Below are 19,452 nucleotides of genomic sequence, written 5' to 3' on the forward strand. Positions count from 1 at the left end.
GAAAAATGTTAATCAAATCACAATCGGAACGAAAAGAAACGGCAGAAATACGGAACAAGGAGGAAAACAAATGCTTGCTTACGTCTTTCCCGGACAGGGAGCGCAGTTTAAAGGAATGGGCAGAGACTTATTCGATGAATTCAGTGAGCTCATTAAAAAGGCAGATCATATTTTAGGATACTCCATAAAGGATTTATGCCTTACAGATGAAAAAGAGAGGCTCACTGATACGAAGTATACACAACCTGCAATTTATACAGTGAGCGCACTGCAATATTTAAAGGGTTTAAAAGAAGGTCATACACGCCCTGATGCTGTTGCAGGACATAGTCTGGGTGAATATACTGCGCTTTTTGCGGCCGGCGTTTTTAATTTTGAAACAGGTCTCCGGCTGGTTGCTAAAAGAGGCGAGTTAATGAGTGAGGCTTCCGAGGGCGGAATGGCTGCCGTGATCGGACTGGATGAGCATCACATAAAAAAAATACTTCAAAAGTATGAATTCGGCCAAATAGATATCGCCAATTACAATACATCTTCACAAATTGTGATAGCAGGGGCTGCAGAAGAGATAAAGCGGGCAGCCTCTTTTTTTGAAAAAGAAGGGGCGAAAGCTTATATCGTATTGCAAGTCGGCGGAGCTTTTCATTCTCGTTTTATGGAAAGTGCACAGCGTGAATTTGCGGAATTTATCGAGGAGTTTCATTTTTCTGAATTGAATTTCCCGGTCATCTCTAACTATACGGCAAGACCTTATAAACAAGAAGATATCAAACGGAATTTAATTGAACAAATAACAAACTCGGTCAAATGGACTGAAAGCATCAGGTACTTAATGGGACAAGGCGTCACTGTGTTTGAAGAGATCGGTCCCGGAAACATTCTGACTAAATTAATTCAAACCATACAAAGAGATGAGGAACCGCTTAATATTAGTGCGCCGGAAGACAGTCTCTTGTTTTCTGAAGGGAACAAGGACAATTCGGAAAGCGGGAAAGAGAAGGGCCTCTTGGCCGAAAATATAGAAAGCAGTGCGGCTTCACCGGTGTCCCGATTGGGTGATCAATCTTTCAAAGAAGATTACGGTTTGACATACGCGTATTTGGCAGGTGCGATGCATAGAGGGATCTCTTCCGCTGAAATGCTGATCCGCCTCGGGAAGAAAGGAATGCTGGGGTTCTTTGGCACAGCGGGTTTAACTATAAGGGAAATTGAACAGGCCCTTATTACTATTAAGAAGACACTCAAAAATGGCCAGCCCTACGGAATGAATCTGCGATTTGAGCCGGATCATCAAGATAGAGAAAAGGAATTGATAGATTTATATATCAAGCATGACGTACGGGTAATAGAAGCGTCTTCGTATCTTTCCGTCAGCGCGCCATTAATTTATTACAAAGCGCATCAGTTGAAGATGGACAAAAGCGGCAGGGTCATACCTCATAAACGGATCATTGCCAAAGTTTCACGGCCGGAAGTTGCGGCCGCATTTCTGAGTCCGCCTCCTCAAAGTATCGTAAAGAGAATGTGTCAGCAGGGTATGCTGACGGAAGAGCAGGCGGAGTGGCTCAGCCGTGTTCCGGCAGCAGACGATATCATTATTGAAGCAGATTGCGGCAGTAATACCGAACAGGGCTCATTGACGGCGATGCTGCCGTTTTTTGTTAACCTGCGGGATGAAATGATGGAAACACACAAATACGCAAGGAAGATCAGAGTCGGGGCCGCGGGAGGAATCGGAACTCCCGAGTCTGCGGCGTCTGCTTTTTTAATGGGCGCTGATTTTATTATGACGGGATCCATTAATCAATGTACAGTTGAAGCCGAAACAAGCGGTTTTGTTAAAGAAATGCTGAGTGAGACAGGAATATGCGACACTGCTTATGCGCCTTCGGAGACCCTGTTTGAGTTCGGAACAAAGGTGCAGGTGCTGAAAAAGGCCACGCTGTTTCCGGTCAGGGCAAATAAATTATTTCAAATCTACCAACAATATGAGTCTTTGAGTGAGATAGATGAAAAGACAAAGATTCAGCTCGAAAATGACTATTTTAACAACACTTTTGATGAAATCTACGAAAGCATAATAGATAAACAGCCGAACCTGGCCCAAAAAGCTGAGCGCAATCAAAAATATAAGATGCTGTTACTATTTAAGTGGTATTTGCAGAGAGGATGTCTGCTTGCTTTGGAAGGGCAGGAAGAACAAAAGGTGAATTTCCAAGTTCATTGCGGCCCGTCTTTAGGCGCTTTTAATCATTGGGTAAAGGGCACGGATTTGGAATCATGGAGAAACAGACATGTCGATGACATTGGTGAAAAAATGATGAATGAGACCGAAAGTCTGCTAAGGCGCAGATTGGATACGTTATTTCTACACTAAAGAAGGGGCGGGTGGAGGCCAATGGTTCATTTGAATAAACAGAGTGCGGATATCGCGATAATCGGGGTTGCTTGCAGATTCCCCGATGCAGATCATTATCATGAATTCTGGGAAAACATAAATAGCGGCAAAGATTCCATCCGGGAAGTGCCGATTGAACGGTGGGATCCCGATCTTTATTATTCAGCTGATATCAGTATACCGAACAAAACAATCAGCAAGTGGGGAGGTTTTATTCATAAAGCTGACCATTTCGACCATAAGTTTTTTAATATCTCTCCCCGGGAAGCGAAAAACATGGATCCTGAGCAAAGAATCCTTTTAGAAGAAACTTGGCGGTGCATCGAAGATTCCGGGGTCTCTTTGCGGGATCTCCAGCGTAAAACCACTTCTGTTTTTGCGGGTATTATGAATTCTGACTACCGGCAGACAGGCCATGCTGAATCGGAAATCGACAGTTACGCCTGTTTAGGAAGTTTCGAAGCTATGCTCTCCAACCGGCTTTCATACACATTCGGTTTGACCGGAAAAAGCATGTCTGTAAATGCCGCTTGTGCATCGTCGCTTGTTGCTTTACATGAAGCGGTTAAGTCATTGCGGACAAAAGAAAGCGATTATGCAATCGCATCGGGAGTAAACTTGAATTTCCAACCCGGAAAATATATTTCTTTTTCTAAAGCCAGAATGCTGAGTCCTGACGGCAAATGTAAAACCTTTGACGCAGCGGCGAACGGGTACGTTCCCGGAGAAGGGGCAGGCGTTGTATTGCTGCAGCGCCTTGGTGATGCAGTAAAAGCCGGTCACCATATATACGGGATCATAAAAGGGACAGCTGTTAATCATGGCGGTAAATCCCGTTCCATAACCGCTCCCAGAGCAGAAGCGCAGTGCCGGGTCATCTCAGAAGCTTTACACAACGCTTCTGTCGATGCTGCGACGGTTTCTTATGTAGAAGCACATGGCACGGGTACATCTCTGGGCGATCCGATAGAAATAGAAGCATTGACAAAAGCGTATCGGCAATATACTGAGGATACTCAATATTGCAGGATCGGAAGTGTGAAAACAAATATCGGTCATACAGAAGCAGCGGCGGGAATGGCTGGATTGATAAAAGTTCTAATGATGATGAAACATCGGAGGGTGCCGAAAAGCCTGAATGTACATACGGTAAATCCAATTATACAGTTTGAAAAAACACCGTTTAGGCCGGCGCTTGATTCAAGTGATTGGAAGGCGGCAGACGGGGCTCCGCTCAGGGCGGGAATCAGCTCCTTCGGTTTTGGGGGTGTTAACTCTCACGTCATTATCGAAGAATTTATACATACAAATGACGAAACTGACAGAAAGGGAAGGGTTCCCTTCCTTTTTTCCGCTAAAAGTGAAGAAAGCATGAAACAAATGATACATAATTGGAGAACCTTTTCTGACGATTCTGAGGAATTTTGCAAAATATCAAATGAAGTGATCAGCAGCACCCTTTTAACAAGGGCATCGTTTGATTACAGGGCTGGTTTATTGGCAGGCAGCAAGGAGGAATTTAAAAATCAGCTTAGAGAGGGATTAAGTTTTCGGAGGAAACAAGATTCTGAATGGGCGCTTGCCATCGGTGACTTCAAATGGGAAAGTTATAAACAATTTGCCGTTTTGAAACGCGTGTTCCCTGATTTAGAAAAGAACGTAAGGTCGGTGCTGAAGGGTATACCAACATTGCACAGTTCATTTAAAAGAAAATGGACGCCTGAGAAAATCCGCTTGTATTCTTTAGTTATCAATACGGAAATCATAAAAAGTATCCTGGCATCCGGTTTTAAGCCAAGCCTCATTACAGGCGCCGGAGACGGATATTACGTCGCTCTTGCAGCAGCGGATATCATCAAAATTGAAAAGGCCATTTCTGTCATCACAGGCGCTGAAAAACCTTCGCACTTATCCTGTGAGCCGCCGTCCATTCCATTTGTCAATCCGTACACTTCAAAAACGTACCCGCCGGTTCGATTAAATGAAGAATATGTAAGGATGCTGCTGAACGGTCTGAGCTTCCCGGCTGATTTTACAGACCGTCTGTACGGGAAAACACGGCTGCTTCTTGAGCACCAATATACGTTTAAAGGGTTTTTAGAAGAGTGGGATAAAGCGGGAAAGACTCAGGAAATCGAGATTTTATCTTATATTGTGAATCGCACGGCGGATAAAAGAAACGCATTGCCGGCTGATGAGGAAGCGGCGATCATGGCTATCCTTGCCTCTATGAGAAGACTGTATAAGAGATGGGATTTAACAGATTATGATGGATTCTTTGATAATGATTATGTTCTGGAAATATTAAATTTACTGGATGAGGGAATCTTGTCTAAAGAACTTTTTCTGAGCATGTTATTGAAAAAGCAAGACGGAATTAAACAGGCTGTTGCTTGTATGAATGAGCAGCCGGCAGGTTTTTATGATAAGGCCCGTTTTCCGCTGATGACAGAATACAATCAAATGGATGCCGTGTCTCAGGAGATAGCTGACCATATGCCGCTTTACACGGAAGAAAAGGGAACGGAGCCGGATGTAAATATCTCTGATTTTTCAGTTTTTCAATTCGGATCGCTCCCTCCATCAGCAAAACTAAACAAAGCGGCTGCTTTTGAAGCGGACAAACCAGCTGATGAGGCTCTTTATCATTCATTTATGCAAATGTGGCTTTCAGGAGAAGAGATTGAATGGGCGAAACTAGGTGATTATCATAAAAGAAAAGCCCCGCTTCCGCCTTATCCGTTTGAGCGCTCTCAATTTTCTTTAAACCCTCAGCCGGTAAAATCAGACGCGGCTTTTTCAGAAAAGAAGAATCAGGCACTTTATACGCCGGTATGGAAAGAAACCGCACTTGAGAATGAAGCGGGCAGCGGACAAGCCTGTACTATTTTGTTGTTCTCCGGGAATAAAGACTATTTTGAAGAGCTGAAAAAAAGAGAGAATACGTCCGCATATCTTATTATGCCCGGTGAGCGTTTAGAGCAGATAAGCGACAGTGTTTTCACCATCAACAGGCAGCGTCCCGAAGATTATCAAGGTGTCATTCGTCTGTTAAAGGAAAAAGGCGCAGCGCCCGATGCAATTTTGCATACTTGGTCTGAAAAACAGCCTGAACTGGAAGAAACACTCGAATCAGGAATTTATTCCGTGTTTTATCTGACTAAGGCTTTAATCAGCGAGAACCTTATAAACAAAGTAACGTTCATTTATACATTCAGCGCAGATCAAAAAGAAAAATTGCCGTATTTTGAAGGTGTGAACGGTTTTTTAAAATCGGTAAAACAAGAGTACCCGCAGCTGCATTGTAAGACGGTTTGCTTTGAACATGATTCTGCATTCGTTTCATGTTCAGAGAAGGCTGACATTCTTTATAAAGAAGTAAACACAGCGCCTGATCGGCATATTCATATCACTTACAGAGGCTGCGTAAGATATGTACGGATGTTAGAGAAGCAGAGAGAAACAAACAGAAAGACCATTCAATACCCTGAAAAAGATAAAGTATATTTAATTACAGGGGGATTTGGGGGGATTGGCAGTAAAATCGCTGAATATTGCGCGAAAACTGAAAGATCCACCATTATCCTATCGGGGCGATCTGTTTTAAACGGAGATAAGCAGAAACATTTAGAATACCTGAACAGCTTTAAAGCAAAGGTTTATTATATACAGGCGAATATATCCGATAAAGAAGCGGTAAAAAAAATGATTGACGGTATTACCGATCAGCATGCAGGTCTTCATGGCGTCATTCATTGTGCAGGAGTTATCAGAGACTCGCTGCTTTTTCGAAAAACAAAGCATGAACTTTCAGAGGTGATTGCTCCGAAAGTTCATGGCGCATTGAATCTTGATCATGCAACGAAGTCGCTCGAATTGGATTTTTTCGCCGTTTTTTCTTCAGTCGTCTCTATTGCAGGGAACGAAGGACAGTGTGATTATGCATATGCAAACGGCTTTTTAGATCATTTCGCCGAATATCGGGAACAGAAACGGCAAAATTCTCTGCGCAGCGGCCGCACCCTGACAATCAATTGGCCTTTATGGCAAGACATCGGAATGGGGGCGAACCTGTCAGGTCAAGGGCGGACGTCTCTTTTTCATGGTTCAGGGCTTGAAGAACTTCCTGCTGAAGACGGAACGCAATGGTTTTCGCGGATTGTAACTTCGGGTCAGCTGCATAATATTGCAGTTTGCGGTGATCACGAACGCTTTGAACAATTTATGCAGCAGAGATTTTTGACGGACGAAACAGAGACAGGCAGTGCCGTTCCTTTGGCTCAAGGCGATATTTTGGATCAGACAGTTTTGTTTTTAACCAATATCATCTCCTCTGAGGTCGGTGCAGAACGGGAAGAGATCGATCAAGATGTGCATCTGGCTGAATATGGAATGGATTCGGTTATGATTCATCAATGCAACACAAAGCTGGAGCAGTCACTGGGAGCAATTTCGAAAACGCTTTTATTTGAATTTCATACAATCAGAGATTTAGCAGATCATCTTGTAAAGGAATACCCGGATCGGCTGGGGCGTTTATTTTCACGGGAGGAAAAAGGAAAACAGAATCAGAGCATTACCCCCGCCAGGCCGGAACAAAACATCACTGCACCTGCGGCGGAGGAAAAAGAACATCTTGACGGGATAGCGGTAATCGGTATCAGCGGCCGTTATCCCGGAGCTGAAAATATCGAAGAATTGTGGGATCTTCTATCAAAAGAGAGAACCGCAATCACAGAAATTCCGAAAGAACGATGGAATTATGAGACCTACTATGATCCAGACCCCGCTAAAGCGCATGAGGGAAAAATTTATTGCAAATGGGGCGGATTTTTAAAGAATGCTGAATCATTTGATTCTTTGTTTTTCCAAATATCGCCGAGAGAAGCAGAAGCGATGGATCCTCAGGAACGAATATTTCTCGAAACTGTATGGAAAGCATTTGAAGATTCGGGATATACCATTGAAGGGTTGAGGAAGCAGACCGAAAAACATGTCGGTGTATTTGCGGGAGTTACAACCAATTCTTACAAGCTGCTCGGCGAAAGAATACCGACGGACAAAAACGATGTACTTCCAAATTCGTTCCCATGGTCTCTCGCGAACAGAGTGTCTTACACATTTGATTTTACGGGTCCCAGTATCCCTGTAGATACGGCTTGCTCTTCATCCTTAACGGCAATTCACATGGCTTGCCAAAGTTTAAAAAAAGGTGAGTGCTCTGTTGCGGTTGCGGGAGGAGTAAATTTGTATCTTCATCCTTCTGACTATTTATACCGGTGTCAGATGGGAATGCTTTCAAAATCGGGAAAATGCAGAAGTTTTGGAGAAGGCGGCGACGGTTTCGTCCCCGGGGAAGGTGTCGGGGCCGTTATTCTTAAACCGCTTAAAGATGCCGTACGTGATAATGATACTGTGTACGCCGTCATAAAAGGAACGGCAATTAACCATGGCGGAAAGACGAATGGCTATACGGTGCCTAATCCTGCCGCACAGGCGGATTTAATCCAAGGAGCTCTTAAAGCGGCCGGTTGGAGCGCCAGAAGTGTCAGCTTTATTGAAGCCCACGGCACGGGAACGCCGCTGGGTGACCCGATTGAAGTCCGAGGCCTGACCAAGGCGTTCAGAGCTTATACCGAAGATGTTTCATATTGCTCTCTCGGATCGATTAAATCTAACATCGGTCATCTCGAAGCGGCCGCGGGAATTGCCGGCCTGACAAAGATTATTTTACAAATGAAGTATAAAAAAATAGCCGCAACACTGCATGCTGAACGGGTGCATCCGGATCTTTATCTGGAAGAGACACCTTTTTGTCTCCAGCAGGAAACCGCCGACTGGATAAAACCCGCGAATGAAAAACATTCTGACAGCAAATATCCGCGGCGTGCGGGATTAAGTTCTTTCGGAGCGGGCGGGGCAAATGCTCACATCCTTGTGGAAGAGTATGAGTCTGCTGCTGACTGTCAAACGGGGCGTGAGGAAAGTGAAGAACTTATCGTACTCTCAGCCAAGCATTCACTGAGTTTACGGGAATCAGCTAAACAGCTGGAGGAATATCTTCAAAAGGCTCGTCATAAGCAGGGCGAGTGTTTACAGCCGGCGGGAACAAATAAGCCGCTTCACCTTTCTGATATTGCGTATACCCTTCTTGAAGGGCGTGAAGCCATGCCGGAAAGGCTTGCTGTCATTTCAAATAATATCGATGATCTGATGTTGAAATTAAATCACTTTTATAATGGAATTGACGATCACGAAATATTCAGAGGGAAAAAACCGAATCATAAACGCGGACAGCGGCAATCAGATCTTCCGCTCAAATCCGGCAGAACCACATTAGCCGAAATGGCTGAATTCTGGGTATCGGGAGGGAATTTAAGCTGGGAAGATTTCCGCACCGGCAGAAAACCGGCAAAAATTGCGCTGCCGACTTACCCTTTCTTAAAAAACAGACTGTGGGTGTCAAATAAGGCGCAAACAACATCAGCAGCCGGTACAGCTCCTTTATTTGATTTTTCTGCAGGTGAGTGCCGATTTTATAAAACGCTTTCAGATTCTGAATATTATTTAAAAGACCATGTTGTGCATGGGAAAACGGTTCTGCCCGGAGCGGCAATCATCGAAGCGGCCAGAGAAGCGGGAGAGAGGCTGTACGGAAAATCAGTCATAAAACTGAGTCAAGTTGTATGGGCGGTTCCGATAACCGTTGAAAAAGAAAAGACGATAATGATAAATCTGCTGCCGAATCAAAAAGACGGCAGATTTGTGGTGAAAACCGATATGCAGCCTGAAGCGGCAGTTCATTGCCAAGGAAACATTATCACATGCGGAGATAAAGACGCCTCTCATACAGAGCATTTTAAATTGGACAGCTGGTTAACCGGACAGAAAAGATTAATCAGCGGCGCTGAGTGTTATAGGAACTTCCGGCAGAGCGGTTTGGACTATGGAGCCGGCTTTCAGGTAATAAAACAGCTGTTTATCCATGAAAACGCTGTTCTTGCACGAATATCACTTCCTGAGAGCATTCATAAAAAATCCGGCGCGCTGCTGGAACCGTGTTTATTGGATGGCATTTTTCAATCCACAATCGGGTTTACGTCCACTCAGGAAGACGATCACACCGCATATTTGCCTTTTGAATTAGGTGAGCTGGAAATTCTTCAACCACCTTCGGCAAACGGCTATGCTTACATTACTGCTGCAGATGAAAGACAACATGATGATGTCAAAAGGTTTCATATACTATTTATGGATGAACACGGATCTGTAAGTCTTAAAATAAAAAACTTAGCGTTGAAGGCATTAAGGGTTACACCGCAGACTCAAAATGAGCGGCATTCAGCTAAGTATTACACTGATATGTGGAAGCGGGCCCCTATGCTTCATCAGCCTGAAGCCAGCGGTTTAAACAGCTGCCTTGTGATTTCACTCCGTCGGGATGTATCAGAACCGCTGATCCGCAAGGCATATAAAGATATCGGCCTGAACATGATCTTTGTCCGCCATGGCGGCAGTTTTCAAGAAAAAGAAGCTGATTCCTTTGAATTGAACAGCGTCAAACTTGAAGGCTATAAGAAATTGCTGGCGATTCTTAAAGAAAGACAAGTGACAATTGACCGCGTCATTTTAATCGGGATGAGCCTTGAAACGGGAATTGAGCATAACATTCATGAAAAGCTGGAAAAGGCTGTTTTGCCGGTTTTCAATGTAACGAAAGCTCTGTTAGCAACAATTCCAAGACATAAAATCCTGATATCACATGTATTTTTCACAAGGAACAATCAAATCTTACCTTATCAAATGGCAATGAGCGGCTTTTTTAGGTCGCTTCATTTAGAACATCCAATGTTGTCCGGTAAAAATATTGAAATACACAGCGATGGAATTCAGTTACAGCTGAACACCGGTCTGCCTGAATTAAAAAACCTTGTGAAAGAAACAGTCATCAGCGATGATGCTTCAGAGATCAGATACAGAGATGGAATCAGGCAGGTGAAACACTCTGCAGAAATTGAAAGGGCAGAGCCCTCCAAAAAGATGGAAGTAAAAGAAGGGGGAGTTTACCTTATTACAGGAGGAACAGGCGGCCTGGGCCTGATTTTTGCCAGACATCTTGTGCGAAAAGGGAGAATAAAACTTGTGCTTATCGGCAGGTCAGAGCTTTCTGAGGAAGCCGTAAGCAATGTAAAAGAGCTCGAAAAAAACGGATCAGAGGTTTTTTATGTAAGAACCGATATTTCTGATAAGGAAAATGTCAACAACCTGATAAAACTCGTCAAAAACAAATTAGGTCCTGTTAAAGGAGTTATTCACAGCGCCGGAGTGATAAAAGATTCATTACTCATCAATAAGCGTGAAGAGGATCTCGATTCAGTCTTGGCCAGCAAGGTTTACGGAACGATATGGCTTGACCGGTATACAGACAGAGAACCTCTGGACTTTTTTGTTATGTTTTCATCTATCAGCGCAATAATCGGGAATGCCGGACAAACTGACTATGCTTATGCAAACCGGTTTATGGATTATTTTGCGGAAATGAGAGCGGCGGAAAATAAACCTGGAAAAACAGTCTCGATTAATTGGCCTTTATGGAAAGAAGGCGGTATGCAAATTGACATTCATTCAGAGAAGTTCCTTTATGACCGTTTCGGAATGCTGCCTCTGGAAAAACGGGAAGGCCTTGCAGCATTTGATCAAGCAATGACAGGGTGTGAACATCAAATAATGGTATTTAGCGGTAATGAATTAAAGCTGGAACGAATGATAACGATTGACAGCGGAAAAAGTGACCCGGCAATCGCCGACGAAAATCACGAACCGAAAGAGCTGTCAATAACTGAATCTTTAAAAAGCACTTTGACGCGCATCATCACCGGCGTATTAAAAATTGAAGAACGGGAATTTGATTTTGAACTGCCGATAAGCGAATACGGATTTGATTCAATTATGTTTACAATGCTGGGCAACGAATTAAACGAAACATTAGGAATATCAATGATGCCGTCAGATTTTTTCGGTCTTACTGATTTTAATGAACTTCTTGAGTTTTTAAAGAGTGAGTATTCCGAAGAGCTTCATCTCTGCGGATCTTTTTCTTCAGATGAATCTGCGGCGAAAGACAGGAGAGAAAATCTGATTGAGGGCATCGCAAAGATGATGTCAAGTATTTTAAAGATTGACAGAAAGGAAATAGAAGAAGAGACTTCATTCGGCGAGTACGGATTTGATTCTATTACGTTTACCAGACTCGGAAATGAAATCAATCAACAATATGGTACGGAATTATTGCCGTCCATTTTCTTTGAATGCAATTCACTGGATGAACTGACTGATTATGTAATCGAGCAATACGGAGAAATCCTTTTTGCTGAGACAGAACCTTTTTCTGCAGCAGACGAAAAAACATTGTACAGCACGCCTCCGCCCGAATCCTATGAACATTCCCCTGAGCCTGAAAACAAAACCAGGCAAGAGGAAAGACATATGAATGAGCCGGTTGCAATAGTGGGAATAAGCGGCCGTTTCCCCCAAACAGATACGCTGGAAGACTTTTGGGAAGGAATTGAAAAAGGGCGGGATATGATTACAGACATTCCTGAAGACCGTTGGGACTGGAAAGAGTTTGACGGCGATCCGATCAGGGACGTCAATAGAACAAAAATAAAAAAAGGCGGGTTTATCAAAGGCGCGGACAGTTTTGATCCGTTGTTTTTCGGGATTTCTCCCGCCGAAGCAGAATTAATGGATCCCCAGCAAAGAATTTTTATGGAGACTGTATGGAAAACAATAGAAGATGCGGGCTATAAGCCGTCTGATTTGGCAGGGACGAAAACTGCGGTGTTTGCAGGGGTCGCCACAACGGACTATGCGGAACGTCTCAATGAAAATGGCGTCTCTGTTCAGGCGCAGACCGCAACCGGTTTAAATCATTGTATATTGGCTAATCGTATTTCTTACCAGCTGAACCTGACGGGTCCGAGTGAACCGATTGATACTGCCTGTTCAAGTTCGTTAGTTGCACTCCATCGTGCGGCTGAGGGGATTCAAAGAGGCGATTTTGAAATGGCGATTGCAGGCGGAGTGCATATTATGACAAGCCCTACTCTGTTTATAGCTTTTGATAAAGCAGGTATGCTTTCCAAAGACGGAAAGTGCAAAACGTTTGATAAAAGCGCTGACGGCTATGTAAGGAGTGAAGGGGCGGCTGCAGTATTGCTTAAGCCGCTCAGCAAAGCACAGGCAGACGGTGATCATATTTATGGTTTGATTAAAGGGTCAGCTGTAAATCACGGCGGCCGCGCCAATTCTTTGACAGCTCCGAATCCGAACGCACAGGCGGACTTATTAACCGAAGCTTGGCGGAAGGCGGGGGTCAGTCCCGCCACTGCGGGATATATAGAAGCGCATGGCACAGGGACAAGTCTTGGCGATCCGATTGAAGTAAACAGCATCATAAAGGCATTTAAAACGTTATATCAAGAATGGGACATTCCTTTTGAGAAACAGAAAAGCTGCGGAATCGGGTCTGTGAAAACAAACATCGGCCATCTCGAAACCGCTGCCGGAATAGCCGGAGTGCTGAAAGTATTACTGGCTTTTAAATATCGCAAACTTCCGGGACTCGCCCATTTTTTAGAACTCAATCCATACATCAAACTGGAAAATACGCCATTTTATATCACAGAAACCGCTCAAAAGTGGAATCCGATAAAAGATGAAGAGAACAACGATCTGCCGAGGAGAGCAGGTATCAGCTCATTCGGATTCGGCGGTGTGAACGCGCATATTGTTTTAGAGGAATATAGGAAACCTCAAAAAGAAGTGCCGGAAAACAACGGTAAAACACACATTTTTGTTTTATCTGCGAAAACCAAAGATCAATTACTTGAGTATATCCGGCTTATGGTTCAGTACTTGGATCGCGTGATTGCCGGTGACATGACCGTTAATGCCAGTGACATGGAATTTACATTGCAAAACGGCCGGGAAGCAATGAACGAGAGAATTGCCGTATGTGCAGTGAGTCTGACTGAGCTGAGAGATAAATACGTCAGCTTTCTTGATAAAAGCAAGGTGCAAAATGGCGTATTTATAAGCGAAAACACTGTAGAGCGCGCAGCTGTCTCTGAATATATGATTCAGGAGGCTCTTCAAAGCGGAAAAGAGGAGCTTCTCGCGCAATGTTGGGCCAATGGAGCCGAGTTTGAATGGAAGACAATCGGCAATAAGAAATTGAATAGAGTGCCGCTGCCGTCTTATCCGTTTGCAAAAGAGAGTTATTGGTTTACTCCGAAAAAGAACAAAAGCGAGGTTAATAGCAAAAGTCTTCACCCATTAATCAGCGAGAATGTCTCAACATTAAAGAAACAAGCATTTAAAACTGTTATTTCCGGAACTGAATTTTTCGTCACTGATCACCTTGTTTCAGGAGACTATGTGTTGCCGGGAGCCGCTTCGCTTGAAATGGCTCTTGTTTGTGCGGAAATAAGCGGAGAAAGTAAAGTATATAAAATAAAAGACGTGATGTGGAACAGACCTATATTATATAAAGGAAAAACGCTGCACATTTATACCGGCTTGGAAATGAAACAAGATAAGTTGAACGTAACGATATGTAAAGAGGGCCCGGATGGCGTGCAGCAAATCTGCACACAATGTGAAACAGTATTCGGAGACATAAACAGCAATCCTGAGTATGTCGATATTGATAAGTTCATACGCAGCAGTAAAACGGTCATAAGCCGGAAAGAGTGTTATCACCGCTTCAGTCGTATGGGCCTGACATATCAGAGCGGTTTTCAAACGTTGAAAGCCGTATATCGCGGTGATGTGGAGTTAATGGCAGAATTGGAGCTTCCGGATCATTTAGCGAACGGGTTTTCACATTTTACACTCCATCCTTCATTAATTGACGGCGGTTTTCAAGCGGCGGCATTTTTGTTAAGAGAAAATGAGAAAGACGGCTTATTTGTTCCTTATTCACTTAGAGAGCTTCACATTAAGAGGGCGCTTACTGCCCGATGCCATGTTTCGGTGAGAGAAACCGGTTTTTATACGTATAACATTGATTTTATTAACGAGAGCGGCGAAATAGCCGTGAGCATGAAAGACTTCTCTGTCAGAAAAGTGACCGGGGGAGAATTAACCGCAGGTCATAAAAATGAAGATCAGGAAATTCTCTTCTTATTGGAACAATTGAAAAACGGTGAACTTTCTGCTGACCAAGTTTATCAGCTGCTGGAGGGAAAATAGTGCAGATCAAACAAATACTTTCCTTAATTGAAGAACAGCAAATGTCTCCTGATGCAGGACTGGAGCTAATTCGCACTTACAGAAAAGAACAAATGGAAAAAAAGGCGGAGCCGGGATCACAAGCTCCGTCCCCAACCATTTTTTTTAAGACCGATTGGGTAAGGACAAATCACATTGATATGCCGAATCAGCAGGCACCGGGGAATATGCTGATTTTTGATCAGGATAACCGTCTCTTTCAGCATGCCGAGATGATGAATGGAGAACATAACCGTGTCATTCTCGTAACGCCCGATTCTGATTACAGAATTGAACGGAATAGATGCACAATCAATCCTTCTGATGAAAATCATGTCGAAATGCTGCTGTCTGATTTGGCTGAAAACGGATTTACACCTGATGTCGTGCTTTATTTATGGGACGGAGAAATCAGAGAAATCACTGAAGAATCCGTTAATGAAACTCTTCGCAGAGGGATAAACTCGCTCTTTTTATTATCAAAAGCTTTAATGCGAAGAAACGAACCTGTTACGTTATTGCATATTTATTGGACAAGCGGTCTGAATCAGCCGTTTCATGAAGCTGTCGGAGGGTACATGAAGACGGTAAACATGGAAAGCTCCAAGCTTAAAGCGAAAACCATACAGATACGCCACGAGGATTCTGACATAAATCCTCCGGTTTCCGAGATGTGGGATGCTGCAATCAGTGAAATGCAGCGCTTTCAAACGGATGAATGTGAGGTTTTAATAGACTCATATACCCGTTATGTGAAAGGGCTGCAGCCTATTGATATTCCGGAACACGATCACGGATCTGTAACGTATCAAAAAGACGGCATATATATCATTACCGGAGGAGCCGGAAAACTCGGGCTGCTGTTTGCGGAACACATCGCTAATGAAAACCAAGCCGTGATTATACTTACAGGCCGTTCTTTTTTAACAGCTGATCAAAAAGAACGGATCAGTAAGCTTAATGAGAGCGGCTCTATTGTTGAATATCAGCGGACGGACATAACAGATCGAACAGAGGCAGAGCGATTCATTTTCGGCGTTAAACAGCGGTACGGCAGCATAAACGGGATCATCCATGCTGCCGGCATCCTTCGTGACTCATTTCTTGTAAATAAAAGTCTCAGTGATTTTACGGACGTACTGAAACCGAAAGTTTACGGGACAATCTGGCTGGATGAGCTGACAAAAGACGAAGATCTTGATTTTTTTGTTCTCTTTTCTTCTTTTTCCGCTTACGGAAATGCCGGCCAAAGTGACTATGCGTACGCAAATCATTTTATGGACAGTTTTGCAATGCTTCGATCCCAGCTCTCTCGAAACGGAAAAACACTATCAATCAATTGGCCGTTATTGAAAGATGGCGGAATGAGTCTCGACAGCAATGGAATCATTCAAATAAAAGAAAAATACGGAATGACTCCGATGCGAACTTCCTCTGTTCTGGAAGCGTTTCTGAAAATGCTGGGGTCTTCATTTACCAGCTTAATGCCTGCAGAAGGTGAGCGGAATAAAATGATAAAAGCGCTTTCGATTCAAAGAAATACAGCTGCAGCAGATCAAGATACACTCACGGCGGAATACGATGAAGAAGAGGAATATGCTGCGAAAGAAAAAGTCAATGACTATTTAATCAAGATCATCAGCGGTGTCTTGAAAATCCAAGCTCATAAAATAAATGCGAAAGACTCTTTTGAGAAGTTCGGAATCAACTCACTTATGATCATGTCACTTATTTCAAAGCTTGAAGATACTTTCGGGGATCTTCCGAAAACAATCTTTTTTGAATATCAGAACATTGAAGAGCTTTCAAACTTCTTCCTAACATCTTTTAAAGAAAAAGTCCTTAAGGCCGCAGGGGCAGCTCCGGTAACAAGAGTGCAGAAGAAAAGAGAAAATCCGAGTAAAAAACAGCACCGGCAGCAGAAGGATACACCTGCACCGAGCATGGTTCAGCCGGGTGAGGATATTGCCATTATCGGTGTGAGCGGAAGATATCCGAATTCCGATACTCTTGAGGAGTTCTGGGAAAACATTGCCGGAGGGAAAAACTGTATTATTGAAATCCCCGAGGAACGTTGGGATTTCAGATCAATTTACAGTCCCGACAGAATGGAGAAGGGGAAAATCAACAGTAAGTGGGGCGGTTTTATCAGCGGTGTTGATCAATTCGATCCGCTGTTTTTCCATATTTCTCATAAAGAAGCTGAGCTGATGGACCCTCAGGAGCGAATTTTTCTCGAAACCTCCTGGCATACGTTTGAAGATTCAGGATATACAAAAGAGAAGCTTAACGGTATGAAAGCCGGTGTGTTTGTCGGAGCCATGTACGGACAATATCAATTATTCGGCGCAGAAGAAACTGCGCGGGGCAATCCGATTGCGCTCAGTTCCTTCTTTTCATCTATTGCGAACAGGGTTTCATACTTTTTTAATCTCTCCGGCCCGAGCATTGCACTGGATACGATGTGTTCATCATCGCTGACGGCCATTCACTTGGCATGTGAGAGCATTAAAAGAGGGGAAAGTGAAATTGCGCTTGCGGGCGGCGTTAATGTGTCCATACACCCCAGCAAATACCTTTGGCTGAGTCAAGGTAATTTTGTTTCCACCGAAGGATTGTGCAGAAGTTTCGGAGAGGGCGGAGACGGCTATGTCCCGGGAGAAGGTTCGGGAGCCGTCCTGTTGAAACCTCTGGAAAAAGCAATTGCTGATCAGGATCATATATACGGAGTGATTAAAGGAACATCTGTAAATCATGGCGGAAAAACCAATGGGTTTACGGTTCCGAATCCGAATGCACAAGCTGAGCTGATTGCTGAAAATTTCAAGAAATCGGGCATCAGTCCGCGATCCGTCAGCTACTTGGAAGCACACGGAACGGGTACCTCGCTCGGAGATCCGATTGAGATCGCAGGATTGACAAAAGCTTTTGAGAAATTTACGGATGATAAACAATTTTGTGCCATAGGTTCAGTGAAGTCTAATATCGGACATTTGGAGTCTGCCGCAGGTATAGCAGCCCTTACAAAAGTTCTTTTGCAATTTAAGCACCAGAAATTGGCGCCATCCATTCACTCGGAACAGCTGAACCAAAATATCCGATTTGAAAAGACGCCTTTTTACGTTCAGCAGAAAGAAGAAGAGTGGCGGAAAGAATCAGGCGCCTCTAACAGGAGAGCAGCAATCAGTTCGTTCGGAGCGGGAGGAGCAAATGCCCATGTCATTGTGGAGGAATATCAAAACCATGCGGACACACAAACAATAAGCGGGCCGTTTGCCGCAGTTCTCTCTGCCAAAAATGAAGACAGACTGAAAGAATACGCCCGGCGCCTTCTGCAATTCACAGAGCGGGAGACAAAGGCCTCGGCAGCTGATATCGCTTTTACATTGCAGACATGCAGGGAGCCGATGGAAGACAGACTTGCTGTTGTAGCTTCCGATTTGCCGGAACTTAAGCAGAAGCTGAGAACTTTCTGTACTGAAGGAACAATTGGAGAGGGCGTATACAAAGGCAATGTTACGAAAGATTTTGATAAAGTCTTTATCTTTCATGATCAAAAGATGAAAGATAAATTCCTCGAGGTGATGATGGAGACAAAGGACTTGAATCTTCTAGCAAAATTATGGTCTTTCGGGGCTGATATTCAATGGAGAGAGTTATATGAAGAGTATACCCCGCAAAAGGTCAAGCTTCCTTTATATCCATTTGCTGAGGAGTCTTACTGGGTGCCTCGAAATCAAAGTGCAATATTTCCGGAAATATTGCCGCAGCAGTCTTCACTGCACCCGCTTCTGGATTCGAATGAATCTACTCTGGAACAGCAGTTTTTTAAAACGACATTAAGAGAAAAAGAGATTTGGTTAAAAGACCACATCGTAAAAAACAAGAGCATTCTCCCGGCCGCTGCTTTTCTTGAAATGGCATGCGCAGCGGGAACGCGGTCATATCGAAAGAAAGAGGTCACTCGTTTAAAAAACGTGATATTTGCAAGACCGGCCATGCTTTTGCAAGAGAGCCTGACCATTTACACTCACGTTTCCGTAAAAGACGGCAAAATATTATTTAATATGTCATCTGACGAGGATGCTGCTGTAAGGACTGGATTTGTGACGGGGGAATTAGATTATGATCATCATTATGGTGATGATGATATAGAGAATATCGACAGACAAGAGATGATAAACAGAAGTGCTTTTGTCCGTGAACAAGATGAATGTTACAAGTATTTTCGGGAAAACGGGTTCCTGTATGGGCGCGCTTTTCAGCCGATTCAACGTTTATGGGGCGGAAAAACAGAAGCGGTTGCACACTTATTGCTGCCAAAAGAAGCCGCATATGCTCTTGAAAATTATACATTGCATCCGTCTTTAATTGATGGGGCTCTGCAATCTTTGTTCGGGATTACGGACGGAAGAGAAGAGGCATCTGTTTATGTTCCTTTTTCAATAGGTGAGATTACGATTCGGAAAAAAGTTTCAGCAGAATGCTGGGCTTATGCGCGTAAAACAGGCCAAAAAGGTCAATCCGAGCTTATTTACGATATTCAGCTGCTTAATGAACAAGGAGAAAGACTTGCAGGTTTGAAGGATGTAACCATTCGTAAAAAAGAAACGTTTTCCGCGGAGGCACAGACTCGTGCAACAGCGGATTCCAATGGAAAGAACGAGAGAGTAAAAGAGCTCCTCAGACAATTAAAAGCGGGCGAACTGACTGCGGAGGAAGCTGATTATGTGCTGGAGCGCATGCAGGATTAGTTTATCATTTTGCGGAAGTGCCATTTG

The 19,452-nt window shown here is 43.7% G+C and carries 3 protein-coding genes; all 3 read left to right on the forward strand.

What is annotated here, in order from left to right; all coding sequences use genetic code 11:
- Positions 1–70 precede the first annotated feature (70 nt).
- The 3 genes from fabD to VP472_RS07210 are packed head-to-tail and all read left to right on the forward strand — an operon-like array spanning position 71 to position 19,425.
- Positions 71–2,377 (forward strand): ACP S-malonyltransferase, encoded by a 2,307-nt coding sequence (gene fabD / locus VP472_RS07200; protein ID WP_146276687.1) that lies wholly within the window; start codon positions 71–73, stop codon positions 2,375–2,377.
- A gap of 21 nt (positions 2,378–2,398) precedes the next feature.
- Complete coding sequence (locus tag VP472_RS07205; protein WP_146276689.1) at positions 2,399–14,653, forward strand: SDR family NAD(P)-dependent oxidoreductase; 12,255 nt, start codon at positions 2,399–2,401, stop codon at positions 14,651–14,653.
- Positions 14,653–19,425: a type I polyketide synthase gene (locus tag VP472_RS07210; RefSeq protein ID WP_146276691.1), complete on the forward strand. Its 4,773-nt coding sequence runs from the start codon at positions 14,653–14,655 to the stop codon at positions 19,423–19,425. Before VP472_RS07205 ends, VP472_RS07210 begins: the two co-directional genes overlap by 1 nt.
- Positions 19,426–19,452: the final 27 nt, after the last annotated feature.

The organism is Bacillus sp. MT(2024) (genome assembly GCF_036362845.1).
In the GTDB taxonomy this organism is placed as follows: Bacteria; Bacillota; Bacilli; order Bacillales; family Bacillaceae; genus Bacillus; species Bacillus velezensis.

Bases quoted from the DNA above. Each gene is read 5' to 3' on its own strand.
- fabD (WP_146276687.1), top strand. From the start codon at position 71: ATGCTTGCTTACGTCTTTCCCGGACAGGGAGCGCAGTTTAAAGGAATG.
- VP472_RS07205 (WP_146276689.1), top strand. From the start codon at position 2,399: ATGGTTCATTTGAATAAACAGAGTGCGGATATCGCGATAATCGGGGTT.